The organism is Fibrobacter succinogenes (assembly GCF_902779965.1).
GTDB lineage: Bacteria > Fibrobacterota > Fibrobacteria > Fibrobacterales > Fibrobacteraceae > Fibrobacter > Fibrobacter succinogenes_F.
In genome coordinates, this window is record NZ_CACZDK010000019.1 from 1 (window position 1) to 23189 (window position 23189).

Consider the following 23189-nt stretch of genomic DNA (forward strand, 5'->3'; position numbering starts at 1 on the left):
TCTCAGGCCGGCTACCGATCGTCGCCTTGGTGGGCCGTTGCCCCGCCAACTAGCTAATCGGACGCAAGCTCATCCCATACCGATAAATCTCTAGTCAACCTTCCATGCAGAAGGCCACTCTCCTGGACATTAACCGCGCGTTGACACGGGTATTTCCTGATATGGGGCAGATTGCTTACGCGTTACTCACCCGTTCGCCGCTCGGCATTGCTGCCTCGCTCGACTTGCATGTATAAGACACGCCACCAGCGTTCGTTCTGAGCCAGGATCAAACTCTTCATTGATTTTATAATAGTCTGTCCTGTTTTCCGTAAAAGACTTCCAAGAAATTTTCTTGGGCCGTCACTAAGCATATCTCCGATTCCTTCAATCTTCCCGAAAGTCTCGCGGGCTTTCGCTTTTTCCTTCGTTCTCGGCTTTCGTTTCTTCGTTTCGGCCTCGTCTCTCAGGAACGGCGCCAATTATAGAATTTTCAGGAACATTTGCAAGGGGTAAATTCGAAAAAATTTCACTTTTTTTCACTTTTTTCGTTAAAAACGACGGGTCGGGGCACGCCATGACGGTTTTATTCCAAACATTGGGCAATTTTTTCCGAAACCATGGCGCTTCGTTTCAAGGCACTTGGTGTTTTTCCTAAAAACCAGGACGTGTCGTGCACTTTTTAAAGGGAGGTGCCCGCTCGGTAGCGGACATGACAGGCGCAAGGACAGCTCATAATGGCGACCCTGCAGCAAGTGCGGGCATGACAGGCGCAAGGAAAAACGCACAAAAACCGAGGTGACAGCACAAAAAAAATCCCGGAAGGGATACTTCCGGGACACATATTCCAATAAATTTATTCGTACACAGGACTAGTAGGTCTTTGCCTTGTCTGCAGCCAGCTGGTCAGGATCGCAGTATTCACCCTGTGCATTGGGAGTTTTGCTACAGGCGTCCGTGGTGATAAATTCACCGCCCTTGTATTTAGACCAGTCTGACTGGAACAATATCTTGGTTTCAATGGATGTGCTGATTGTAGTCTGATACTTGTCAACCAAGTACTGCGGACATTCAACTTCTTCCCACTGATAAGTCGGGTTATCAGCGGCCATATACCAATCGGCAAACCAGTGGCAACCGCGAAGCAGGTTCGGATACTTGGAGTCACCAAAGGCAGCATCGCACATGTCCTTGACGCAACTCTGGTAGCATTCCAGCGAGCCATCATAACCGCACTTTTCTCCGTTCTGGCAGTATGTCAAGAAGCCGCCATAAGTAGCACCCCATTCAATGCCAGGCTTGGTAATTTGAAGCTGCAAGGCATTGAAGATGCCCGGTCCACCGCCCGGTACCATAAGGTCGAACTGGCCAGGTTTCACATCGTGACCGATGTTGGATGCCATCACGATGATATGCTTACCCTTAAGGGCCTTGTGCGTTCCCTTGGGAGCATTATTGCCATCGGCATCTTTAAAGCTACCGTCATACTGTAGATGGAAACACTTACCACACGAAGTTGTCGCATCGCTACCAGCAACGAAAGCATATGCCAAAGTATCATTCACAGCTACAGGGGCCATGTCAGTACAAGTGAAGCCGCCACCAGATGCAGGGCTTGCTTCCTGACATGCGTTTGGCGTATTCTGAATACCAACCCAGTAGCGTTCCAAGCCCTTGCTATAAGTGAACGTTGGAATTTCAATATCGTGGATATTGCAGACACGGGCCGTGTAATGCCTAGACTCGTATTCTGCCTGGGTATTGATCTTGGGCTTGCCTTCGGCGCCATCGGTACTCGTCTGGGAGCAATGAGCCTTGCAGGCGTCCCAATAGCGGGTATTCCAGCCGCTAGTGCCATTGCCAAGAATATTCTTGAGCGTGGGCACAGGGTACAACTTGACGTCTTCTTCGGGATTGCCAACAACCTTGACAGTTCCATTGCTGCTAGAACTTTCGGCAGCAGACGAAGTCGGTTCAACTGCAGAACTCCCCGGATTGACAGCAGAACTAGACTGCGGCGGAAGAACGCCAGAGCTAGAACCAGGATTTACCGGACCCGTGCTGGAGCTTGAACCAGGATTAACAGCGCTAGAAACCGGCGTTGCAGAAGAACCCGGAATAGCAGTACCTGCACTAGAACTACTTTCAATCCCCGGCATAGAACCAGCTTCGCAACGCTGCTGTGCACTCAAGTTGACGTTAGAGATGAGAACATTGCCCGCGTCATCCACAATGCTTGTCCCGTTAAAAATGCCAACAGGATTGTCCACAACGTCCGTGACTTTGTTATCATCACCAATAATCCAATAAGAGTTGCCCACTTCAAGCAACCAACCAGAATGGGTCAAAGTCATGTAAGAACAGACGTTTGACGGAGTAGGGCCCACCGGCGGCGTAAATGGAGATGGGGAATCATCCGAACAGGCGCCAAACATTGAAACAGCGCCCACAGCAAGCAAAGAGCTCAATAAACGTTTTTTCATAATTTTCCTTTTTACACACTTCCTCTAAAACTAGATTTTATTAGAACAAAAGGCACAAAAAAAAGTTTTTTGAAAGAGAATTAATAAAAGAAAAAGGCCGCGCATTACACGCAAGCCTTTTAAAGGGGACAGGTTGTAGGTTATAGGATTTAGGAAAAGTATCATGCGCTCCGCACATCCATATTAGACGACGAAGTCGCGATAATTAACCTATAGCCTAATACCTATTACCTAACTCCTAGTCGCGGAACTTCACCTGCTTGGTGCCGGCGACAACTTCACCGATCTGCGTCCACTTTTCGCCCTTAGCTTCGAGGTGAGCAACAACTTCAGCCTTGTCAGCCGGATCAATGAACAAGAGCATGCCCATGCCCATGTTGAACGTAGAGTACATTTCGTCCTTTTCGACAGAGCCAGCCTGCTGGATCAACTTGAAGATCATCGGAGGATCCCACGTGGTGCGGTCGATAATCACGTCAACGTTGTCCGGAAGGATACGCGGGATGTTGCCCTGGTAGCCAGAACCCGTAATGTGAGCAAGACCCTGAATCTTCTTCTTGTTGCAGAGGTCGATGAGGCTCGGGTAGTAGCTGCGGTGCGGTGTAGCAAGAGCTTCGCCGATGGACTTGTCCATGCCATCCACAACGGTGTCAACCTTGTAGCCAGCCACGTCAAAGAGCACCTTACGAGCAAGAGAATAACCGTTTGTATGAAGACCAGTAGACGGAAGACCGAGAATGATCGTACCCGGCTTGATCTTCTTACCATCGATGATGTTTTCGCGTTCGACGACACCCACGATAGTACCAGAAATATCGTAGTCACCCGGACCATAGAAGCCCGGCATTTCAGCAGTTTCACCACCGATCAAGACGAGATCGTTTTCACGGCAAGCCTTTGCCATACCGGCAACGAGCTTGTCCATGACACCCGGTTCCAGACGGCCCGTAGCCACGTAATCCAAGAAAAACAGCGGACGTGCGCCCTGAACAAGAATATCATCGCAGCAGTGGTTCACGATGTCCTGGCCCGGCAGTTCGTGCGTACCCATTTCGATATCGACCTTGAGCTTGGTGCCGACACCGTCAACAGAACTCACGAGGACAGGGTCCTTCATGCCGAGGTGGTTCAAAGTGAACAGGCCACCGAAGTTGCCCACGTCGCCGAGAACGCCCTGGTTGAATGTGGTACGGACGGACTTCTTGACACCGACCATTGCCTCATCGGCACGTGCCAAGGAAACTCCTGCGTCTGCGTAATTCATCTTTTTTCCTTTGCCCTACGAGCGGGCAGCGATTTGGCCCTATTTACGGGCGCTTTGTTTTTTCATCAATATTTCTGAGCGCATCAAGGATGAGGCTTGTCGTATCCGTCATCTGGTTGATGTTTACAACATCAGGCATCACATGCGTGTCTAGCTTGAATAACGTGTCATCGCCCCACGAAAGCATCTTTTCAAGAGCATCCGGCCCTGCAAGCTTGCCGCACTTGGCACAGCAGATTCGGCCATCCTGGAAGGCGATAAAGCCATGTTCCCCGGCACATTCGAAAATAACCGTACCAGTGATATAGCTCTTTTCCATCGTTTGCGCAAAATCTATAAACGGAAGCACTTTCGCCGAAGCCAAAAGCGACAAACGTTCGAACTCGTCAAACGCCTCATCTTTTGCACGGAGTCGGTTCGCCATCACCTTGTAAAGGTAAACCATGACACTTGGATTCTTCTCCAAGAACTTCAAAAACTCCGCCTTAGGGATGTGGAGCACCGTGCAGCCGTCTTCCGCGGCAACAATCGTATTATCGGAGGGCTCATTACACAGAATGGACGTTTCACCAAAGCAAGAACCGCTTTCCAAAGTCGCAAGCGCGCTATAGTGACCATCTGGCAGAATCTGACCGCAAATCGTGGCGCATCCACTCTGCAAAACGCAAAAGAATTCGCCATCAACTCCGCCCTGAAGAATAATCTCCCCGGCGTCGTATTCGCGAATTTGGGCATTCAACAGTAAAAAATCCGCATACTCTCTTGGCACCTGTTGCAAAAACGGTACACCAAGATCATATTGAGCGGCAATCCAATCTCCAATACCTGCGTGTGACATCATACGTTAAAAATTATAGATATTTCTGTACCATTTGTAACTAGTATCGATCGAATTTACGCTCGGAACAGTGCCTTTTATGCATTTTGTAAGATTCCAGAGGAGTTCCGCCGGCCGGGTGATGGCACCTTCGTAAAAATCGTTACCACCCCCAGGCCCCTTGCGCCCGTCATTCTGGAAAATTTTTTTCTCCCTGAAAGCCTTGATATTTTTCACACGAGGCTCAAGCGAGAGGATTTCATCGACAGTACCAAATGCAGACGGATTCACCCACATGTCCACGCTATCGGCAAGCGCATAAACCTGCTCGAACGAGAACGTTAGTTCACGGGAAGTATCGGAAGCCCACAAGTAGCAGCCGCCCGCATCGCGAACCAAGTTCGCCGTAAAACTGTTGCCGCCAGAAGCATGCCAAACACCACCGTAAGACATGCCTGCCAAAACGCGAGGACAGGATTTAGTAGGCGGTAGGAAGTCGGAAGTCGGAAGTGAGTCACTTGCAGAAGAAGCTATCATTTTTTTCAATGTTTCGTACTTATTCTTCTCTTGTTCAAAAATGGTATCGGCTTGAGCGCGGAGGCCAAACAGAATTCCGTACAACTTAATCCATTCCAGCTTTGCAAGTGCGCTGCTTTCTTGCCACTCCGACGTGAGCATCAACGGCAAGTTCGTTCTTGCAATTTGTTCGTAGTTGTCATAATCGCCGCCCGTAGTAAAGTCTAGAACCAGGTCCGGACTTAACGCCATGAGCTTTTCCAAGGCGCCCGCATCGTAACCAATGCTTGCGACAGATTTCTGCCGAGCGCGTTCGTACAAAATACTATCCACAATGTACTGCCCATCCGAGACGCCAATAATGTTGTCTCGAAGTCCAAGCCTAAGCATATATCCGACCTGCGCAGTCGAAAGCGCCACCACCCGCTTGAGCGGAACACGCAGCACGAACGCAGACTGCCATTTTTCTGGGAACCCCCGACGGCGCAAATCCGTCCCCAAACCAGCAGCCGCAGAATCCATCATCACATACTTGTGAACAAGCGTATCCTTCCCGACCACGGAGCGCACAACGGCGACATCCACCCCGCATAGCTTGCCAATCGAGAAATAATCGCTCCCCACCGGCTCAAACTGTACGGAATCGCTACAAGCAGCCACCTTCGACTCTTGCTTGTCGCTGTTGCAGCCAACTACAAAAAAAACTCCCGCCAGAGTACCGCAAAAACACAAAATCGGCAAAAATAAATGCAAAAAACGCCCTATTTTGCCGTTTTTCAATATTCCTTCGTAAATTTTCATGCACAAAACCGTAAGATAATGTATTTTATTGTTTGACTTCATATCTCTTTTATGAGATTTCCTATTAGGAGAGAGCCTGTATGAAAACAAAAATAGCCTCTTTATGCGCGGCTGCGGTATTTAGTATTCTTGCATTTGCCACTTCTTCATCTGCAGCCGAAGAAGGATTCTATGACAAGGACCACATCCGTGGCTTTGTTTCCTTTGGCGCCGACTTCCGCGGCATGACCGAATCATTCCACGATTACGTCAACAAAGTTGCCTTCATAGGACTTAAAGAAGGTACACTCAGACACAAGGGTGATTCCACAGTCTACCGATTCGCCACCAACCCCAAATACAGTCAGTTCAACGAATTCTACCCAGCCCTCCATTTTAATATTGGTGCACAATACAAGCAATTCCTGACTTGGTTCGACATCAACTTTGCTTTAACGCAGATTTCTGAAAGACCGGCAAAAAACGTACAAGGCATGGACGAGAATGGAAAGCTCTCTCCATTCCCTCTCTACGACGCACGCTGGTTCAACTATGGCGCGGACTGGATGTTCGGCTGGAAGGTTCTCGGCGAAGACGAGTTCTTCAACTTGATTCCGGCTATAGGTATCGGTTTCAACATGATGAACATCCACTTCACGTCGAACTACATCGTCACCAATACGTCGTCCTCGGAAGAAATCATCACACGCGACCGCTACTATAGCACCATCGCCGCCACGTTCAACGCAGAACTCGAAGCTCGCATACAACTTGAACAATTCTCCGTAGGCCTCTATGGCGGTTACCGCGTAGTACGTTACAACGAACTCAACGTCGAAGGATCAAACCTCGACACCGAGAACTTCAACACCGACAACGATGGCGACACCTGGTTCGTAGGTCTCCGCTTCACCTGGACGTTCTTGAGCCCCTGGGCCAAAAAGCAGCAAGACAAGCTTTAAAACAACATAGCTTTTAGACGAGCCCTGCCACTGCAGGGCTTTTTTCGTATCTAGCGTTTTCGTAACTGCATTTAGGTTCATCAATCGAATCCACAATTTTTTTCAAATACGTTCGCCAAGCGCTCGAATGTGACGGATGCTGGCTGTAAGGCAACATGAACAAATTCCTTGCGACACCATGCTTAGGCGGATACTTTTCGGCCACATCTTCCATAGCAACGTAATAACCGCTCAGTTCACGCAAGCACGAATCCGTTTTCCAGTAAACAGGCGTATCGCCCTTTAAATACTCAAAATTCCAGCCCAGCAAAAGCATGGGCACTCCTTCTCGCTTGAGCCGTTCCGGCAGCGTCGAATACTGCCCCTGTGTACTTAGCAGTACAAGAACATCAATCTTGTGATAGTAAGCATAAAGGTACGCATCTTCGACAAGCTGCATGTTCGGCCCCATTTTATCGGCCCGCGTGGGTAAATTGTAATGGACTTCAAAGCCCGCAAGCGTAAGCTGTTTTTCAAAGCGTTCCATGCCATCCCCGATGGGCGATTCAGCGACATCGGTACTCCGGACATACGGATGGTAGTAGTGCCCCTCGACCTCCACCGGACATGCCTCCCTGCCCAAAAGCCTTACAGCGTAATCCCTCACCCATCCTTTTAACGCTCTAAGATCAATACGTGAATGGTAACGATGATACTTGAGATAATACTCATTCACCTTTTTAAGCGTGTAGCCGTCCAAGAAAAAGCCAACGCGCAATACGGACAATTTGCTCGACATAAAACCTCCCGATATGTTAATGAGCTTCTACCTTATTAACACGCTTTTTTGTCGAGTTTGTCCTAAAATTTTTTGTAAAAAAATATTAGTGGTTAGGGAATGAAAATTTCGTTATTTTCCATCAACTACGCCCATAAATAAGTTCGCATTCCCTTGCGTAACAGACAAGACGGCCTTTTGCTCGCCCAAATGCTTGGGCCATTGGAATTGCAATTCCGTACCATCCATCTGCTTTTCAAACAAAAGCTGGCCATTTAGCGAGAACATGTGAACCTTTTTTGTTCCAGGCAAAGGCGTGGTGATATTTACGATTCCGTTTTGCGAGATGACACTTGCTTGCTGCGGTGAAGTTTTAGATACAGCTATAGAAGATGCCGAAACAGGACGTGTTTCCGAAATCGCTATAAATATCACACCAGTTGAACTGCTAGACATTTCTTTCATCCTACCCCACTTAAAACATGCGTTGATTTATATCTTTTATACGCATGTTCGTCAATTTCATTAGCACATGCATACCAATCTATGTACAAATGCTCCCTTACCTTTTTTGATTGATTGCCGCTATCTTTACTCAAAAAACCAACGTGAGGCCATATCTTCAAATTGGATCCACTTGATGATTCTCCAGCATAAATCATAAAAGCATACTCAACAACACCATTGCCATTATTATCGTACTGTAAAAGCCCATTTAATGAATAAAGTTACTATTTTACAATCAAAATAAATAGCATTACGCATAAATTTACACATGAAATTCATGGGAGAGTTTTTTGTCAATTCTCGCCCAACCTCGGCAATTCTTTATAGACCACAACAAAAAAAAGTTCCTGCCTCAAAAAAGCACAATAGAAACGCAGCAGGAAAATTTCTTAAAGATTCACCATCTAAAATAATCAAGTACTAAAGATGCCGGAACAGGGTCCGGCGTGACGTTCTTGCAATAAACATTACTTGCAGTCATCTCCTCCAATTGGAGGGGATTTTTTTCAACTTCACTACTATCCTAAACAAATTTGAAAACGACGATTTCATTTGAAAATTGCCAGTTTTTTCATGCCACGCTCCTCACGGTAGCTGTTCGAAATGTCCTTGAAAAAAGTCGCAGTAGATTTTCTCGGAGCCTTTTATTGTTCGCGTAGGCTAGATTGGAGGGAATCCTATTAAATAGGCCCCAGTCGATATGCTATTGCATCTGGCGGAAAATTTGATTATTTACTAACCGGATATAGATTTTAAATATCCGCATCTACTTCAGACCTAAATCAACTTGCGGTCGTTGAGGTCATCGAGGAGCGAACCCGGCATCCATTTCTTTTGCTTTTGGTAATCCGGATCGTCGAGCTTTTTACGTTGTTCGTTAGCCTTGGTTTCATCGCCAGCATCGTGATAGATGCGGATGAGATTCAAGATGGAGCACCAATAGCGAATGGTTTTTCCGGTGCGTTCGAGATAATCGGCAGCGCTCTTTTCGTAGATGGCGGCAGCTTCGTCATAGCGATTTAGCCTGTAAAGCATGTCGGCCTTGATTTGGAGCATCACCGGATGGTTCGGTGCCTTTTTGAGCCCACGTTCGGCAAGCGAAAGCCCTGTCTTGAAATCCTTGCGGTCATAGTGCATCCAGATGAGCGGCGTCAAGAACAGCGGCCAGAATCGGGCCGAGCGCAAAGAACCGGAATCGAGAATCTTGAGGTATGCCTCGCGATTGTCCGACTTGAACGGAAGCCATCCAAAGCTATTATCGATGTAATAGGCGTAAATCGAGTAAAACGCCTTCGATTCAAAATCCTTGGCATCTTCAAACTGATTTGCAGCCGAGCGGGTCTGCATGGCGCCCTTGACGGAGTGTCCCGTTTCCGTGAGCACATAGCCAATCTCGAAATTGCGGAGCGCATCCCACAAGCCTTCGGTCTTGCAGGTTTCGAGATTCTTGGCGGCAACCTTGAGCGACGTGGTATCGCCCTTGTCGTCGTACATGCTCACGCGAATGATGTTCTGGAACACGCAGCCAACGCCATCGTTTTCGAGGCGGAGCTTGCGAGCCAGGTTGAACGCTTCGACATAGTTAAGTTCCATCGTTTTTTGCGTGATCTTTTCGGCAAGTTCGTTTTGAGCCGGAGAAAGCGCAAAAGTATTTTCGTCGGCAAACGAAAAGCCGGCGACCATTAAAAGCGGAACGATGAATCTCTTTAACATTATGGACAATTTAGAAACTTTTGATGTAGCACACCACATTCCACTTTGGAATATGGCAAAGACTTGTTTCCGAATGTAAAAAAATATATAAATACAATAGATGCCAATAAGAAATAAACATCTTATCAACAAAATTAGATAATTTTAAACTCTAAGTTGTTGAGGCACGGGAAGTTATAATGAGTTGAATGAGAGATATTCCAGAAGGATGAAAATGAATGTAGGCTAAAAACATTTAAACGGAGGTTTCCATGAAGATGCTCCAGAAAACGCAGACCACGGCTCTTTACTACCTGTTCCATACGGGCTTCCAGACCTTCAAGGAACGGATTAAAGATGAACTGACTTCTACGAGCGGCGTAAACCTTGAAGACATCATGGACGACTCGAACCTATATGCCTACTACCAGCAAGGCGAATCGGCAGATTTTGTGGCAGCATGCATTGCCGCGTACTGCTAAAATATAATTCTCCTCCTAGTAAAAGGCCCTGTGGTTTTTGCCACAGGGTTCTTTTTTATAAGAGCGATTAGAATTGTATGGAATCCCTCCCTGACGGTCGAGAATGACCATAGCCGCGATACTCGCCTTGTAGGGAGTCTCCTAGCGGAGTGACTGCGGCGCGAGACGTTATTTCTTTTTCTTGGGCTTGGCGTTCTTTTCGGCAACATCCTGCTTTTCGCAGGCCGTGACGACTTCGAACTTGCCCTTGTTTACGGTCACGATTCGCGTGTTGGCATTTGCACCGTGACGGAACTTGATATCACCGTAAATACCCTTGAAGTCCTTTGTCGCATTGATGTAATGCGTCATGTCATCATCCTGACCCGAAACGGCAGCCAGAGCACTAAAGATGATGTTGGCGGCATCATAGCTAAGTCCACTTACTTTGTCTTCACCAGGTTCAACACCCCAACGAGCGGTGAAGTCCTTCACGAAGTTCGTGTAAGCGATATTTCCCTTGTTCATATCGAGGCTCGGGACACTGAAATAAGAACCTTCCACAAGGCGCTTGCCCTGGATCAAGAGTTCACGACCGTACCAGCCGGAAGTTCCAAGATATGTGCCGGAGACCTTGTTGAATGCGGCCTGGCTCACCATGGCGCCAGCATCGGCCGGGTTTGTTGCCGGGATAAAGAGGCCTGGGAAATCGCTAGTTGAATCGGCAAGGTAAAGCTTGCGATCTCTCGGATTCACGGTATTGAGGTCGCTCAAGCCCTTCGCAATATTGCGGCGGCGGTTCACCTGACTAAAACGGACGTCGCGGAGAAGATTGAATTCCGTCTTGTAGTCCGGACGGCCTTCTTCGTAATTGCGGAAACCGACAACGGCACCGCCACGGCGTTCAACAGCCTTGGTAAAGCTTTCGGACATTGCCGTACCGAATTCACCAAGCGGGCTCATCACGCCAAACTCGCGAATATCGAGGCACTTGATGGCAAAGTCAGCAATGGTCTGGGCGAGGTTGTCCATGGTGATATTCACCTGAAAAATGTTCGGACCAAGCTTTGCAATGCCTGCATCAGTAGCAGTCGGAGTAAGCATCGGCACGTGCTGGAAGTTACTGCCAAGCCATGCAGCCACGGACGTTGCCGGAGCACTCATGATCGGGCCTACAATAGCGATGATGCTATCCTGATTGACAGCGCGCTGCGTACGCATGAGGGCGATGGCGGCATCGGCATGCGTATCCTGGAAAATGATATTCACCTTGTCCTTGAGTCCGGCCTGTTCGTAAGCGAGGAGAGAACCCTGAACAGCGGCGGCGCCGAATTCGGCATAGTCGCCCGAAAGCGGAGCAAGAACGAGAACGGTCGGAAAACCTGCACCGAGACCTTCAAGAGCGCTGATTCCCTTCTTGGCGGTCTTCTGCAAATTCTCGGAGGAACTCGTCTTGAGAACCTTCTTGTACCAGTACCTTGCAGCGCGGTAACGCTTGGCATTCTGGCATTCACGGCCAATCTGGAGCTGCATCCAGCCCATCACTTCGCGATCGACAGGATACTTTTCAAGCAAAGACTGGAGCTGGTCTGCCGTAAGGAGCGAGGCAGCCAACGTCTGGATAACAACATCCTTAGCACGAGACCTTGCAGCCGGGTTGGTCGAATAAGAAAGCACACGGAGCATCGCTTCGACGCCATCGAACACGGAGCCCTTTTCGACATCGACAACGGCACGTGCAAGTTCCATACGTTCGCGGTAAGCGGACTTCACATGGTATTCCAAGAAGCGGGATGCCACATCGTGAGCATCGTCCTTCTTGCCGGTGCGCAAGTAGCATTCGGCGAGCATGACAGAAGCCTTTTCACCATCGAGCTTGCGGAACGAAGAGCTATAAATCTTTTGCAGCGGTGCAATTGCATCCGAGCAGCGGCCACTCTTGACCACCGACTTTACCTTTTCGACATCGTCCTGTGCAAAAACCGACGTCGAAAGCATTGCAGCTAAAAATAAAGGAAACAAGCGATTCATATTTAACCTCGCCGTCTTACTGGAAGCTATCGGCGGCCTCCTGTATTACAAAATGTTCTTTCTTGATTTGCTTTTGAAGAGATTCGGGGAGCTTGGACCAGTCGATAACATCAACACGGAACGGGAGTCCGCTTTCGACAAATGCCTTTTCCACCGAAGTCATGTCATCAAGGGCAATGGGGGAGTCCGAAATGACAACCAATTCCAAATCCGTTTCCGGGGTCAAATCCACACCCGTCACACGCGTACCGTACGCCCAGACTTCAAAGCCCTCAAAGTGGAGCCCAAGTATTCTCTGTACGGTTTCTAACTGATCCGATTCTAAACAAAGAGTCATAGTTCTTTCAAATATAGTTAATGTATTTTGACACTGAATGACATCAAAGTCTATCAGGCACAAAACGGAGGAACCAAATTTCGGTATCGCTACCGACACGGACAGGCGGTCCCCATGAATCAACACCGCTAGAGACTAGCCATTTGACCTGATCCAATTCTCCAAGACCATACGCAAGGCGCCAAACCCAGTTAATAATAACGGTTCCCGGGAAGAATTGACCGTTGTGAGTGTGACCGGACATGGCAAAGTCGGGGCGACGACCGGGATGTTCTTCTTCGATGCCGCGCGGCTGGTGATCCAAGAGCAGCCAGGGGAGTTTTGCAGCCTCCATCGGAGGGCGCAAGTCAAAAAGCGGCTTACGTTCGACATCGCGCATTTTGGCAACGCTGAAATCAACGCGACCGGTAATGCAGGCAAACGACGTACAGACCGTAGAATCTTCGAGCACGACAAAGCCGTTATTCTGCATCCATTTTTTGTAGTCGCTGCCTTCACGTTCAACAAAACCTTCGTGATTCCCGTCGATGGCAATAGCAGCGACCTTGGCGGTTGCCGCTAGCTTTTGCACAAGGAAGTCGTATTCCCAAGCAGAAAGTGTTGTATCCACAACGTCGGCAAAGTCACCACCAAACAGAACCAAGTCCGGATGGAGACTGTCGGACACATGTACAATACGTTCCATCTTTTCGCGATTGAACAAGGGATCGATGTGGAGGTCGCTAAAGAACACGGCCGTAAATTCCTTTTCCGTCGGGATCGCCACCTTGAAACTGCGGACATGGAAATTCTCGTTTGCACTGCTGCCTGCAATACGGAAAATAATCGTGAGTAGCACAGAAACAAAAAGCAAAAGCCTTGAGACCGAAATAACAAGACGCGGGTCAATCGGCTTCTTCACGATAGCACGGCGGATGCCTCGGACAATCCACCAGAGGGTATAGAACATCAAAGCTTCGCAAAGCCATACCGCAAAGAACGACATGCAAAGCGAGGCAAAATAACTTGTTCTAAGTAAGAGACAAACAGGAAGGAGGATAACCGTTGCACCGGCAATAATGCTCCCCTTGATTCCAGGCGCCACATTCCTCACATTCATGAACAGGAAGAGTACGCCAAAAATGAGAATAAAAAAGAATATCATTTCAGTTTTTCCTGGATGAGCGAAAGAACTTCGCGATGGACTTCGTCGGGAGTACGGTCGGCATCGACGATGCTCACGACATCGCTATAATCGCGGCCGGCAGCAAGGTAGCCTTCGCGGACGCGTTCAAAGAATTCCGCTTTTTCGCTTTCGAGGCGATCGGGCGCACCGCCACGAGTCGCCATTCGCTTGCGGCTTGCCTCAACAGTCAAGTCGAGTACCACGGTAAGTTCCGGGAAGCAGGAGCCACAAGTGAGTTCCGTCAGACGCTGAACCTTGTCTGCCCCGAGCCCGCGGGCATAGCCCTGATAAGCAAACGTGCTCCACGCAAAACGATCAGCGATGACAATGTTCCCAGCATCGAGCGCCGGCTGGATAATTTCGTGAATCACCTGGGCGCGAGCGGCATTGTACAACAAGAGTTCGGTATCGTCTGCCATGATGCCCTTGAAAGCGGGGTCAAGCAAAAGCTCGCGAATGCGTTCGGAAATTTTAGCACCGCCGGGTTCGCGCAGCCTCACGACCTTATGGCCTTCGGATTCTAGCACGCGAACGAGCATGTCGATTTGTGTAGACTTTCCGGAACCGTCAATGCCTTCGAGGCTGAAAAATTTCTTCGCAGTTTTCATAAGAACAAATATGCAAAAAAAAATAACATTCGTGGATTAGGGCAATTGATTTTATATCCATATATCTTTTTCCCATTAATAAATAGCCTGACAAAAAATGATTCTAGAATAGAATCGACTTTCATCAACAACCTTAAAATTCATCCATGTTGGATTATAATTTCCGTATTTATAAATAAAAAAAATTATTGAAATAATTTATACTTCTACATATGGGGAACTTTAAGAAAATATCTCGTTTCTTAATTTTATCTATAGCTTTTTTTATAAATGGCTGTGGTGGTGTATCTACTCATGTTAATAATTTCAACATGGAAGTTTCTGAAGCACCTGAGGTGTAAGTGTTACAACATCACCTATTATATCTAATTACTTTACAATTGGCTATTATTTAAGTAAACATATATCCGTGACAGCTGGGGTTATAGGTACATCAAGTAGCTCAGATATGCAATGGGCCACATCTTTTGGATTAAATTTTTACCCATTTTAGCTATACACCCTTTGTAAAAAGCCAAGATATCATAAACAGCATGTTAATAACAAAGTAACAATATGTATTTCCCAAAACATGTGATTTTCAATATCAAATAAATTTTGTAAAAAATCCTCGGCGGGGAAGCCGAGGATTTTTCAATTACGTTTTGTGCGAGAGTGCTCGCGATTCTTGGAAGGAGATGCCCGATTAAATCGGGCATGACAATTTTGAATTATCTAGTAACTCTTATTCCACGTCCTTGCCGTGGCACTTCTTGTACTTGAGGCCAGAACCGCACCAGCAGAGGTCATTGCGACCGAGCTTTGCACCGGCCTGCTGTTGGGCGCGCTTCACTGCGGCAGCGAGAGCCGGGTTCACACGGTTCGGGCGGGTGCCCGGAAGTGCGCTTTGCGGCATCGGCTGGGAATCCTGATCTTCAGAAAGAGCGTTCGTTTCAGAAGAAGCGGCTTGGCCAGCGAGACCTGCAGCCTTGGCACCATCGGCGCTCAATTGTTCTTGCGCTTCGGCAGGCGTCCCTTCGGCAGGCTCAGGGACCTTATCGGTTGGTGAGCTTGTCGAACCATCGGCGGCCTTGCGTTCGGCGTCGATCTGTTCCTGGCTCTTGAGCTGGAGCTGGTCCGGAGAAACCGTCACACCGTTCGGGAGCGTGATGCGGATATTCAAAATGCGGAGAGCCGTGAGCGTTGCAATCTTTTCGAGGCAGCTTTCGAACATCTTGAAGCCGTCGTTCTTGTACACCATCAGCGGATCCTTCTGGGCGTATCCGTGGAAGCGGATAGCATCCTTCAACTGGTCCATAGCATACAAGTGTTCCTTCCAAACTTGGTCAATCGTCATGAGGAGGAAGCGACGTTCGATATTACGGAAGTCTGCATCCGGAATAATCTTCGTGAGCTTGTCGTAACGCACCTTGCAGAGGTCGATAATTTCGTCGAGCACCTGTTCCGGAGTCTTCGTTACAGCTTCTTCAAGCGTGAGACTGTATTCCATGCCGAGCGTGCGCTGCAAGTCTGCATGCAAGTCTTCGAGCTTCCACTGTTCCGGATAGCTCTTAGCCGGGATGTAAGCGGAAACCTTGATATCGCAAGCGTCTTCGATTCGGTTCATGATTTCGTCACGGATATCTTCACCGTTCAAGATGCGGCGGCGGAGCCCGTAAATCACCTTGCGCTGTTCGTTCATCACGTTATCGTAGTCGAGCAAGTGCTTACGGATATCGAAGCTCTGGCTTTCGACGCGACGCTGTGCACCACGGATAGAGCGGGACACGATCGGGTGGGTAATCACTTCGTCTTCACCCACGCCGAAACGGTTCATGAGGTTCTTGACGTTGTCGCCACCGAAGATACGCATCAGGTTATCATCGAGGCTCAAGAAATACTGGCTAGAACCCGGGTCACCCTGACGGCCGGAACGACCGCGCAACTGGTTGTCGATACGGCGAGATTCATGGCGTTCTGTACCGAGCACATGCAAACCGCCGAGTTCAGTCACTCCCGGTCCAAGCGCAATGTCGGTACCACGACCAGCCATGTTCGTTGCAATCGTCACCTTGTCCTTGTGACCGGCGTACTGGATGATTTCAGCTTCGCGGCCATGGTTCTTGGCGTTCAAGACTTCGTGCGGGATGCCTTCCTTTTCGAGCATGCCGTGGAGGATTTCGGACTTTTCAATGGAAGCCGTACCCACGAGGAGCGGCTGGCCCTTAGCGTGGCGTTCCTTGATTTCGGCCACGATAGCGCGCCACTTGGCATCTTCGGACTTATAGACCAAGTCCTGCAAGTCCTTACGGATGCACGGCTTGTTCGTCGGAATGACCCACGTGTTCATGTTGTAAATCTTGATGAATTCCGTGGCTTCGGTTTCTGCCGTACCGGTCATACCCGAGAGCTTCTTGTACATACGGAAGTAGTTCTGGAACGTAATCGTTGCAAGCGTCTGGTTTTCACGGCGTATAGGCACGTTTTCCTTAGCTTCGATAGCCTGATGGATACCGTTAGAATAGCGGCGGCCTTCCATCAAGCGGCCCGTGTTTTCGTCAACGATGATGATTTCGCCATCACGCACAATGTAGTCAACATCTTTTTCGAAGAGGTACCAAGCGCGGAGAGCGTTATCGAGGAAGTGAACCCAGTCGGCATGTTCGCCATAGAGGTTCGTAATGTGCATCAAGTCCTGGATGTGGAGCACGCCCTTTTCGGTAAACTGGATGTTCTTGTCCTTTTCATCGACAGAGAAGTCCTTGTTGCGGACGAGCTGCTTGGAAATTTCGTTGGCCTTTGCGTACTTTTCGGTAGCGTCTTCGGCCGGACCACTGATAATAAGCGGCGTACGGGCTTCGTCAATCAAGATAGAGTCGACTTCGTCAACGATACAGAAGTTGAGTTCACGCTGCACGAGCTGGTTCGGTTCAACAGCCATGTTGTCACGGAGGTAGTCAAAGCCGAATTCGTTGTTGGTACCGTAAGTCACGTCGGAGTTGTAGCTTTCGCGGCGCTGTTCCGGATTGAGGCCATTGATAATGAGACCGACCGTAAGGCCGAGGAACTTATAAACCATGCCCATCTGCTTAGCGTCACGGCCAGCGAGGTAATCGTTCACCGTCACCACATGCACGCCATGGCCAGAAAGACCGTTCAAGTAAACCGGGAGAGCGGCAGCAAGCGTCTTACCTTCACCGGTTGCCATTTCGGCAATTGCACCTTCATGGAGCACAAGGCCACCAATCATCTGCACATCAAAAGGCAACATGCGGAACGGCTTCACGGAATCCGGATAGAGTTCGCGAACCTTAGCGTAAAGAGCTGCCGGCAAGTAGACTTCCCATTCGTTCTTTCCGCTTTCGAGTTCGGCCTTAGCCTTGTTTACAGCTTCCTGGAGTTCCGGGCCGAGGCGGCTAAAATCAAAGCCAAATTCCGGCTTGAAAATGTTGAAGATACCCAAGCGGCGGTCGCAAGCTTCGCGGCAAACCGCAAATGCTTCAACCTTGATATCGTCGAGCGTTGCGCCGTTATTCAGTTTTTCGCGGAATTCCGCACTCTTTGCAGCGAGTTCAGCGTCGTCCAAAGTTGCAAGGGCCTTGCAGGCTTCGTGAATCTTTGCAATCACCGGGCGGAGCTGCTTCACCTTACGTTCATGAGGTGTACCAAAAATCTTATGGAGTACTGTATCTACAATGCTCATGGTTATCCTTTATAATTACCCCTCGGAATTCCGTAGGGCATGATTTAAAATTAAACGTGGTTAAAAGTAGCAAAAGATGTGCCACTTCATCCAACGTTTCAACTTGAAATAGCGGCTAATCGCCTAAAATTTAGTTTTTATTCAATAAAGTATGTCATGCGGGCGGGGCCCCAGCTCAGAGTTAATTTAAACCCATCCTGGCGCAAGCGCCAACCTTACGGCTCAACCATGACCATACAAGTATGGTCGCGGCATTGACGCTTTGCGTCATGCTAAACGGCTCAGTTATATTCATACAAGTATGAATGCAACATTCGCCTTGAGGCATACTCGCCTTTTAAGGTTGTGGCCGACGCTTCCATTCTCACAACGTCAACCTATCATTTCGTTATAACAAGCTAACATCCCACTTAACACTAAATAATTATAGTCTTGATACTCATTTTTATTTTTGCACGAATAAACCAAAACATCAATAATGTTATATTAGCAATATGAAAAAACTGGATTTTGCCAAGGGCTTTTTTGTACTCGCAGCGGGATTTTTATTCTCCGCACCCGTGAGTGCACAGACGAATGACGCTGAACTTTTAAAACATCCCGAATTTACATCGAGCAATTATCTCGTGTACCCAGAACCCGTAAATATTAAATACACAAAGGTTCCCGCCGGATACAAGCCGTTCTACATCAGCCATTACGGAAGGCACGGTAGCCGCTACCACCACGACTCAGACGAATACAAATACCTCTACAAGACACTTTCCAAGGCAGATTCCGCAGGCAAGCTCACCGAAACCGGTAAGCAAGCGCTCGCCTACGCCAAAGTCCTCGCCACCGAAGCCGCCCCGCGCAAAGGCGACCTCACGCAAGTAGGCGTCAAACAGCACGAGGGAATCGCAAACCGCATGTACAAGAATTTTGGGGAGGTTTTTAAGGACTGGAATGTCGGCGGAAAAAAAGTCACACCACATGTCAAATCGTATGCAAGCACCAGCGGACGTTGCATCGTGAGCATGACCGCCTTCATCGGGGAACTCCGTTCGCTCCATCCGAAAATCAAACCCGAACTCATCTCTGGCAAAAGCTACATGAAGTTCATCAGTGCCTTTGACTGGGGCAAACTCGACTATTCCAAAGTCAAGACCTACACGGACGAAAGCGACAAGCTTTGGCAACAGGTGAACCCACAACCGTTCTTGAAAAAAATATTCAACGACAGCAATTACGTTGCAAAGAATATCGAAGCAGACAAATTCTACAACCGCTTCTTTGAAATCGCAACATCGCTCCAGGGCATGGACAAACCGCTGCTCGACGAAATCGCCCAAGCCGCCAAAGTCCCCGCCGATTCATTCGTAAACTTGTTCACAACCGAAGAAAAAATTACACGTTGGAAAGCGCAAAACGCCTGGTGGTACAGCCTCGAAGGCACAAGCCCGCTAATCAATCGCCCCGACGGACTCAACTTTGCAAAACCCACTCTACAGAACATTATTGAAGAAGCTGACGAAGCCATTGCCGTAGACACAACGATAAACGCACGCGGCAAATCCACCAGCACGAAATCCGAGATGCGTGCGACTTTGGAAAAGCAAGCAACGCCAATAGCCGCGACACTCCGCTTTGGCCATGACGCCACACTCCTCCCGCTTGCAGCCCTCATGCAACTCCCGGTTGCAAACGCCAAAGTTTCCGACCTGTCCAAGCTGCACGAACAGTGGAACGACTTTAGAATCATCCCGATGGCCGCAAACCTGCAGATGATATTCTACAAGGCAGCAGGCAAGCCCGTCCTCGTCAAAATCCTGTACAACGAAATCGAACAGACACTGCCCGTGCCCTGCGGCACTTCAAACGAGAGACTAGAGACGAAAGACGAAAGAACTATTCTAAAAGTCTCACAAAATTGCCCCGCGGCTCCGTACTACCGCTGGGACGATATCCGCAATTTTTATAACGACCTTCTCCAGAAATAGTTTATCATGAAAAAATCAATCGCACTCCTTTTTTGCATCGCCACAACGTCGCTTTTTGCCGCCTCCAACGCCACCAAAAGCGCTAACGCCGACGCAATCGAACGCCTCATAAACGAAGGCGTACAGTTCCACGAGCAAGGTCAATTTGACGATGCCATCGCCAAGTACAAACAGGCCGAAAAGAAAGACCCGAAAAACGCACTCGTCAAATACGAAATGGCTTTCACGTACCACGCCAAGCGCGATTTAGACAAGGCACTCACATACGCCAAAGCCGCGACAAAACTCAAGACAGAAAACATCGACGAAAATCTTTATAGCCTGCTCGGAAGCATCTACGATGAAAAAGGCATGCCCGATTCCGCGCTCGCCATTTACCGCGAAGGATTCAAGAAGTCGCCCAACTCGGCCAACATTCCGTATAATGCGACCATCACGTACATGCGCAAGAACAACGCCGACAGCGCCTACGCCTGGATCAAACGCAGCATCAACAACACACGCACGCACGAAGGCAGCTACTATTACGCCGGATTCTTGGCAAGCCAAATCGGCAAGTGGCCCGCGTTTTACGCTTACACGATGTACTCCACGTTCATCTCCAAAAAAGCCGAAATCATCCGCGACAACCTTTCGAGACTTTACGGCAAGACCAAATACCTCGTTATAAAAAAAGACAACGCCGTCGAAATGAACACGCCGAACATCAAGCAAACGGATAGCGATTCCACCGTCAACAAAGAATTCCTGCTCGCCATCCAGACCATGCTCACCATGGATACTCTCGGAACCCGCAAACTTTACGACAAGGATTCCACCTCGGAGCAACAAACCGAATTCCTAATCCACATCTTGGAAAAAACAATCAAGCTTGTCGCCTTCACCGACGAAATCAACGACCCCATCCAAAGATTTTTTCAAGGCCTAATTCGCGAGAGATTGGTCAACGCCTTTATCTATACCATCTGCGAACCGATTGACCGACCGACATTTGCGCAATGGCTTATCAAAAACCGCACTGAACAAGCACGGCTCTTCCAGTGGTTCAACAAAGAATGGTTGATGCTTTAATCTTCAAAGGAACCTTATGCGATTTTTTGTACCCACAAATATTTACATCGAAAACGACTGCGTCAAAAATCATGCAGACCTTCTATGTGCCATCGGGCAGCGCGCGCTCATCATTACAGGACACAACTCCGCCGCCGCAAACGGTTCACTAAACGACGTGACGAACACCCTGATTGCAGGCGACATTCCATACCTGATATTCAGCGAAGTCGAAGAAAATCCATCAACGGATACCGTAGAAAAAGCCACACAAATCGCACAAAAATTTAACGCCGACTTTATCATCGGCATTGGGGGAGGTTCCGCCATCGATGCCGCCAAAGCCGTGGCGCTCCTCCTCGTAAACCCCGACATCAACGCAGATGAAATTCACAACGCACCAAACCATCCGCGCAACCACGCGCCCGTCGTAGCCGTACCAACAACATGCGGAACAGGCTCCGAAGTAACGCCAGTTTCCATCATCACAAACCATAAAATCAATCTCAAGAAAAGCATCCCGCATGTTATTTTCCCTGAGCTCGCCCTCGTCGATGGAAAATACCTTGCCTCCGCAAAAAAGCAACTGATTGTGAACACCGCAGTCGATGCGCTTGCCCACATGGTCGAAAGCATCCTCAACGTGAAATCGAACTTGCTCAACCGCATGTGCCCAGAATACGGCCTCAAACTCTGGGGCGAAATCAAATACGCGCTACTCTTAGACTGCGATAATGGCGACAAAAATGGCGCTGCACCAAACGCAACACCCATCGATGCAATCTTGTACGAAAAACTCATGCTCACCTCGACAATCGCCGGCATGTCCATCGCGCAGACAAGCACCGCCGTACCGCATGGAATGAGCTACGACCTCACACTCCACGCAGGCATCCCGCACGGCCCCGCAGTGGGATATTTCCTCGCCGCCTACGTAGAAGTCTGCGCCAAGTTCGTCCCGCAAGACGTCGAAAAAATCCTCTCGCTCTTGGGGCTCAAAAACGCCGAAGAATTTAGGGAAATGCTCTGCAAGCTCATCGGCACATGCACCGTCACCCGCGAAATGCGAAACCAATTCGCTGCCGCGATGAAAGAGAACCACTCCAAACTCGACCTCGTCCCGGGAAAAATCACCCCCGAAGACATCGACTACATCTACAAAAAATCGCTAGTGGTGGAGTAGGGGAGACGGGAAAAGGAACCTGCGATAAAATGCGCAGGAATGCCCCTCTTTGAAGTCATCCTCCGCAAGGAGGAACCATACAATCTCGATTTACACCTGCATTAATACACACCCCAAAATTTATATATTGCTTATGTAACTCGAAAAAATCGGAGTCATAATGAAAAAAGCTTTAATCGCCGTCGCAGTCGTTGTCGTCATCCTGCTCATCATCGTGGGAAAATGCATCGGCACTTACAACAACATCATCGCCCTCGAAGAAGGCGTCAAGGCACAGTGGGCACAAGTCGAAAACACTTACCAGCGCCGCTTTGACCTCATCCCGAACCTCGTCAGCACCGTGCAAGGCGAAGCCAACTTCGAAAAGAGCACCCTCACCGAAGTCATGGAAATGCGTAGCCGCATGGGCGGAACCATCAAACTCGACGAAAGCCTCATGAACGACGAAGCCGCACTCAAACGCTTCCAAGAAATGCAAGGCTCCCTCGGTGGCGCCCTCCAGCGCCTCATGGCCGTCTCCGAAAACTATCCGGATCTCAAGAGCAACAAGAGCTTCCAGGAACTCCGCGTACAACTCGAAGGCGCCGAAAACCGCATCGCCGTGGAACGCAAGCGCTACAACGAAACCGTCAAGGAATACAACACCACCATTCGCCAGTTCCCCACAAACCTCGTCACAGGATTCGCAGGCGCCTCGCCAAAAGCCCTCTTCTCCGCTGACGCCGGCGCAAGTACAGCCCCGAAAGTGCAGTTTGATATAAAGTAAAGTTACGCGGCTTCGCTGCAGTTAACTGAAATGCGAAACGGTCACCCCGGACTCAGAGTTCCGGGGACACCTTATGATAAAATGACAGCGTCATCCTGGAGGGCAACGCCCGATAGGATCCAAAACAATTCGTCATTCTGGGCAAAGCGAAGACAACTCAGAAGGTGAGC

The 23189-nt window shown here is 48.9% G+C and carries 18 protein-coding genes and 1 rRNA gene; 6 read left to right on the top strand and 13 right to left on the bottom strand.

Going from position 1 to position 23189, the window contains the following annotated elements; all coding sequences use genetic code 11:
* The 5 genes from HUF13_RS09915 to HUF13_RS09935 all read right to left on the bottom strand — a co-directional run.
* Window positions 1-284, bottom strand: a 16S ribosomal RNA gene (locus tag HUF13_RS09915); the annotation flags it as partial.
* A 567-nt stretch (window positions 285-851) separates the two neighbouring features.
* Window positions 852-2462, bottom strand: coding sequence for a glycosyl hydrolase family 5 (locus tag HUF13_RS09920; RefSeq protein ID WP_304039062.1), 1611 nt, complete (start codon window positions 2460-2462; stop codon window positions 852-854).
* Window positions 2463-2700: 238 nt separating this feature from the next.
* Complete coding sequence (gene purM, locus HUF13_RS09925) at window positions 2701-3726, bottom strand: phosphoribosylformylglycinamidine cyclo-ligase (protein WP_173474979.1); 1026 nt, start codon at window positions 3724-3726, stop codon at window positions 2701-2703.
* 43 nt (window positions 3727-3769) lie between these two features.
* On the bottom strand, window positions 3770-4567 hold the full coding sequence (locus tag HUF13_RS09930; protein ID WP_173474980.1) for a cyclic nucleotide-binding domain-containing protein: 798 nt from the start codon (window positions 4565-4567) through the stop codon (window positions 3770-3772).
* 3 nt (window positions 4568-4570) lie between these two features.
* Window positions 4571-5719: an ABC transporter substrate-binding protein gene (locus HUF13_RS09935; RefSeq protein WP_304039064.1), complete on the bottom strand. Its 1149-nt coding sequence runs from the start codon at window positions 5717-5719 to the stop codon at window positions 4571-4573.
* A 221-nt stretch (window positions 5720-5940) separates the two neighbouring features.
* Between HUF13_RS09935 and HUF13_RS09940 the strand changes: the two genes are divergently transcribed.
* Window positions 5941-6801 (top strand): hypothetical protein, encoded by an 861-nt coding sequence (locus tag HUF13_RS09940; RefSeq protein ID WP_173474982.1) that lies wholly within the window; start codon window positions 5941-5943, stop codon window positions 6799-6801.
* A gap of 13 nt (window positions 6802-6814) precedes the next feature.
* Here HUF13_RS09940 and HUF13_RS09945 read toward each other — a convergent pair whose 3' ends face one another.
* The 3 genes from HUF13_RS09945 to HUF13_RS09955 form a co-directional block, all read right to left on the bottom strand.
* A complete protein-coding gene (locus tag HUF13_RS09945) occupies window positions 6815-7579 on the bottom strand; it encodes an NYN domain-containing protein (protein WP_173474983.1) in 765 nt (254 codons plus the stop codon).
* Window positions 7580-7690: 111 nt separating this feature from the next.
* Window positions 7691-8023, bottom strand: a complete 333-nt coding sequence (locus HUF13_RS09950; RefSeq protein WP_173474984.1) for a hypothetical protein — start codon at window positions 8021-8023, stop codon at window positions 7691-7693.
* Window positions 8024-8842: 819 nt separating this feature from the next.
* Window positions 8843-9778 carry a M48 family metallopeptidase gene (locus HUF13_RS09955; protein ID WP_304039066.1) on the bottom strand — a complete coding sequence of 312 codons (936 nt, stop codon included), beginning with the start codon at window positions 9776-9778 and terminating at the stop codon, window positions 8843-8845.
* 251 nt (window positions 9779-10029) lie between these two features.
* Here HUF13_RS09955 and HUF13_RS09960 point away from each other — a divergent pair, with 251 nt between their 5' ends.
* Window positions 10030-10239 (top strand): hypothetical protein, encoded by a 210-nt coding sequence (locus HUF13_RS09960; RefSeq protein ID WP_173389847.1) that lies wholly within the window; start codon window positions 10030-10032, stop codon window positions 10237-10239.
* A gap of 168 nt (window positions 10240-10407) precedes the next feature.
* On the opposite strand, the gene HUF13_RS09965 is transcribed toward HUF13_RS09960, so the two are convergent.
* From HUF13_RS09965 to secA, 5 genes are all read right to left on the bottom strand, one after another.
* Entirely contained in the window at window positions 10408-12249 is a 1842-nt protein-coding gene (locus HUF13_RS09965; RefSeq protein WP_173474985.1) for a penicillin-binding protein activator, read from the bottom strand.
* 16 nt (window positions 12250-12265) lie between these two features.
* Window positions 12266-12586, bottom strand: a complete 321-nt coding sequence (locus tag HUF13_RS09970; protein WP_173474986.1) for a nucleotidyltransferase domain-containing protein — start codon at window positions 12584-12586, stop codon at window positions 12266-12268.
* Window positions 12587-12629: 43 nt separating this feature from the next.
* Window positions 12630-13730, bottom strand: a complete 1101-nt coding sequence (locus HUF13_RS09975; protein WP_173474987.1) for a metallophosphoesterase — start codon at window positions 13728-13730, stop codon at window positions 12630-12632.
* Complete coding sequence (gene tmk, locus HUF13_RS09980) at window positions 13727-14359, bottom strand: dTMP kinase (RefSeq protein WP_173474988.1); 633 nt, start codon at window positions 14357-14359, stop codon at window positions 13727-13729. Before tmk ends, HUF13_RS09975 begins: the two co-directional genes overlap by 4 nt.
* 724 nt (window positions 14360-15083) lie before the next feature.
* Window positions 15084-18041: a preprotein translocase subunit SecA gene (gene secA, locus HUF13_RS09985; RefSeq protein ID WP_173474989.1), complete on the bottom strand. Its 2958-nt coding sequence runs from the start codon at window positions 18039-18041 to the stop codon at window positions 15084-15086.
* Window positions 18042-18535: 494 nt separating this feature from the next.
* Here secA and HUF13_RS09990 point away from each other — a divergent pair, with 494 nt between their 5' ends.
* The 4 genes from HUF13_RS09990 to HUF13_RS10005 all read left to right on the top strand — a co-directional run bounded on the left by HUF13_RS09990 (window position 18536) and on the right by HUF13_RS10005 (window position 23019).
* Entirely contained in the window at window positions 18536-20020 is a 1485-nt protein-coding gene (locus HUF13_RS09990) for a histidine-type phosphatase (RefSeq protein ID WP_173474990.1), read from the top strand.
* Between the two features lie 6 nt (window positions 20021-20026).
* A complete protein-coding gene (locus HUF13_RS09995) occupies window positions 20027-21091 on the top strand; it encodes a lipopolysaccharide assembly protein LapB (RefSeq protein WP_173474991.1) in 1065 nt (354 codons plus the stop codon).
* A 16-nt stretch (window positions 21092-21107) separates the two neighbouring features.
* The gene (locus HUF13_RS10000) at window positions 21108-22253 is read left to right on the top strand and encodes an iron-containing alcohol dehydrogenase family protein (protein ID WP_173474992.1); all 1146 of its coding nucleotides are present in this window, start codon (window positions 21108-21110) and stop codon (window positions 22251-22253) included.
* A gap of 160 nt (window positions 22254-22413) precedes the next feature.
* Window positions 22414-23019 carry a LemA family protein gene (locus HUF13_RS10005; RefSeq protein ID WP_173474993.1) on the top strand — a complete coding sequence of 202 codons (606 nt, stop codon included), beginning with the start codon at window positions 22414-22416 and terminating at the stop codon, window positions 23017-23019.
* Window positions 23020-23189: the final 170 nt, after the last annotated feature.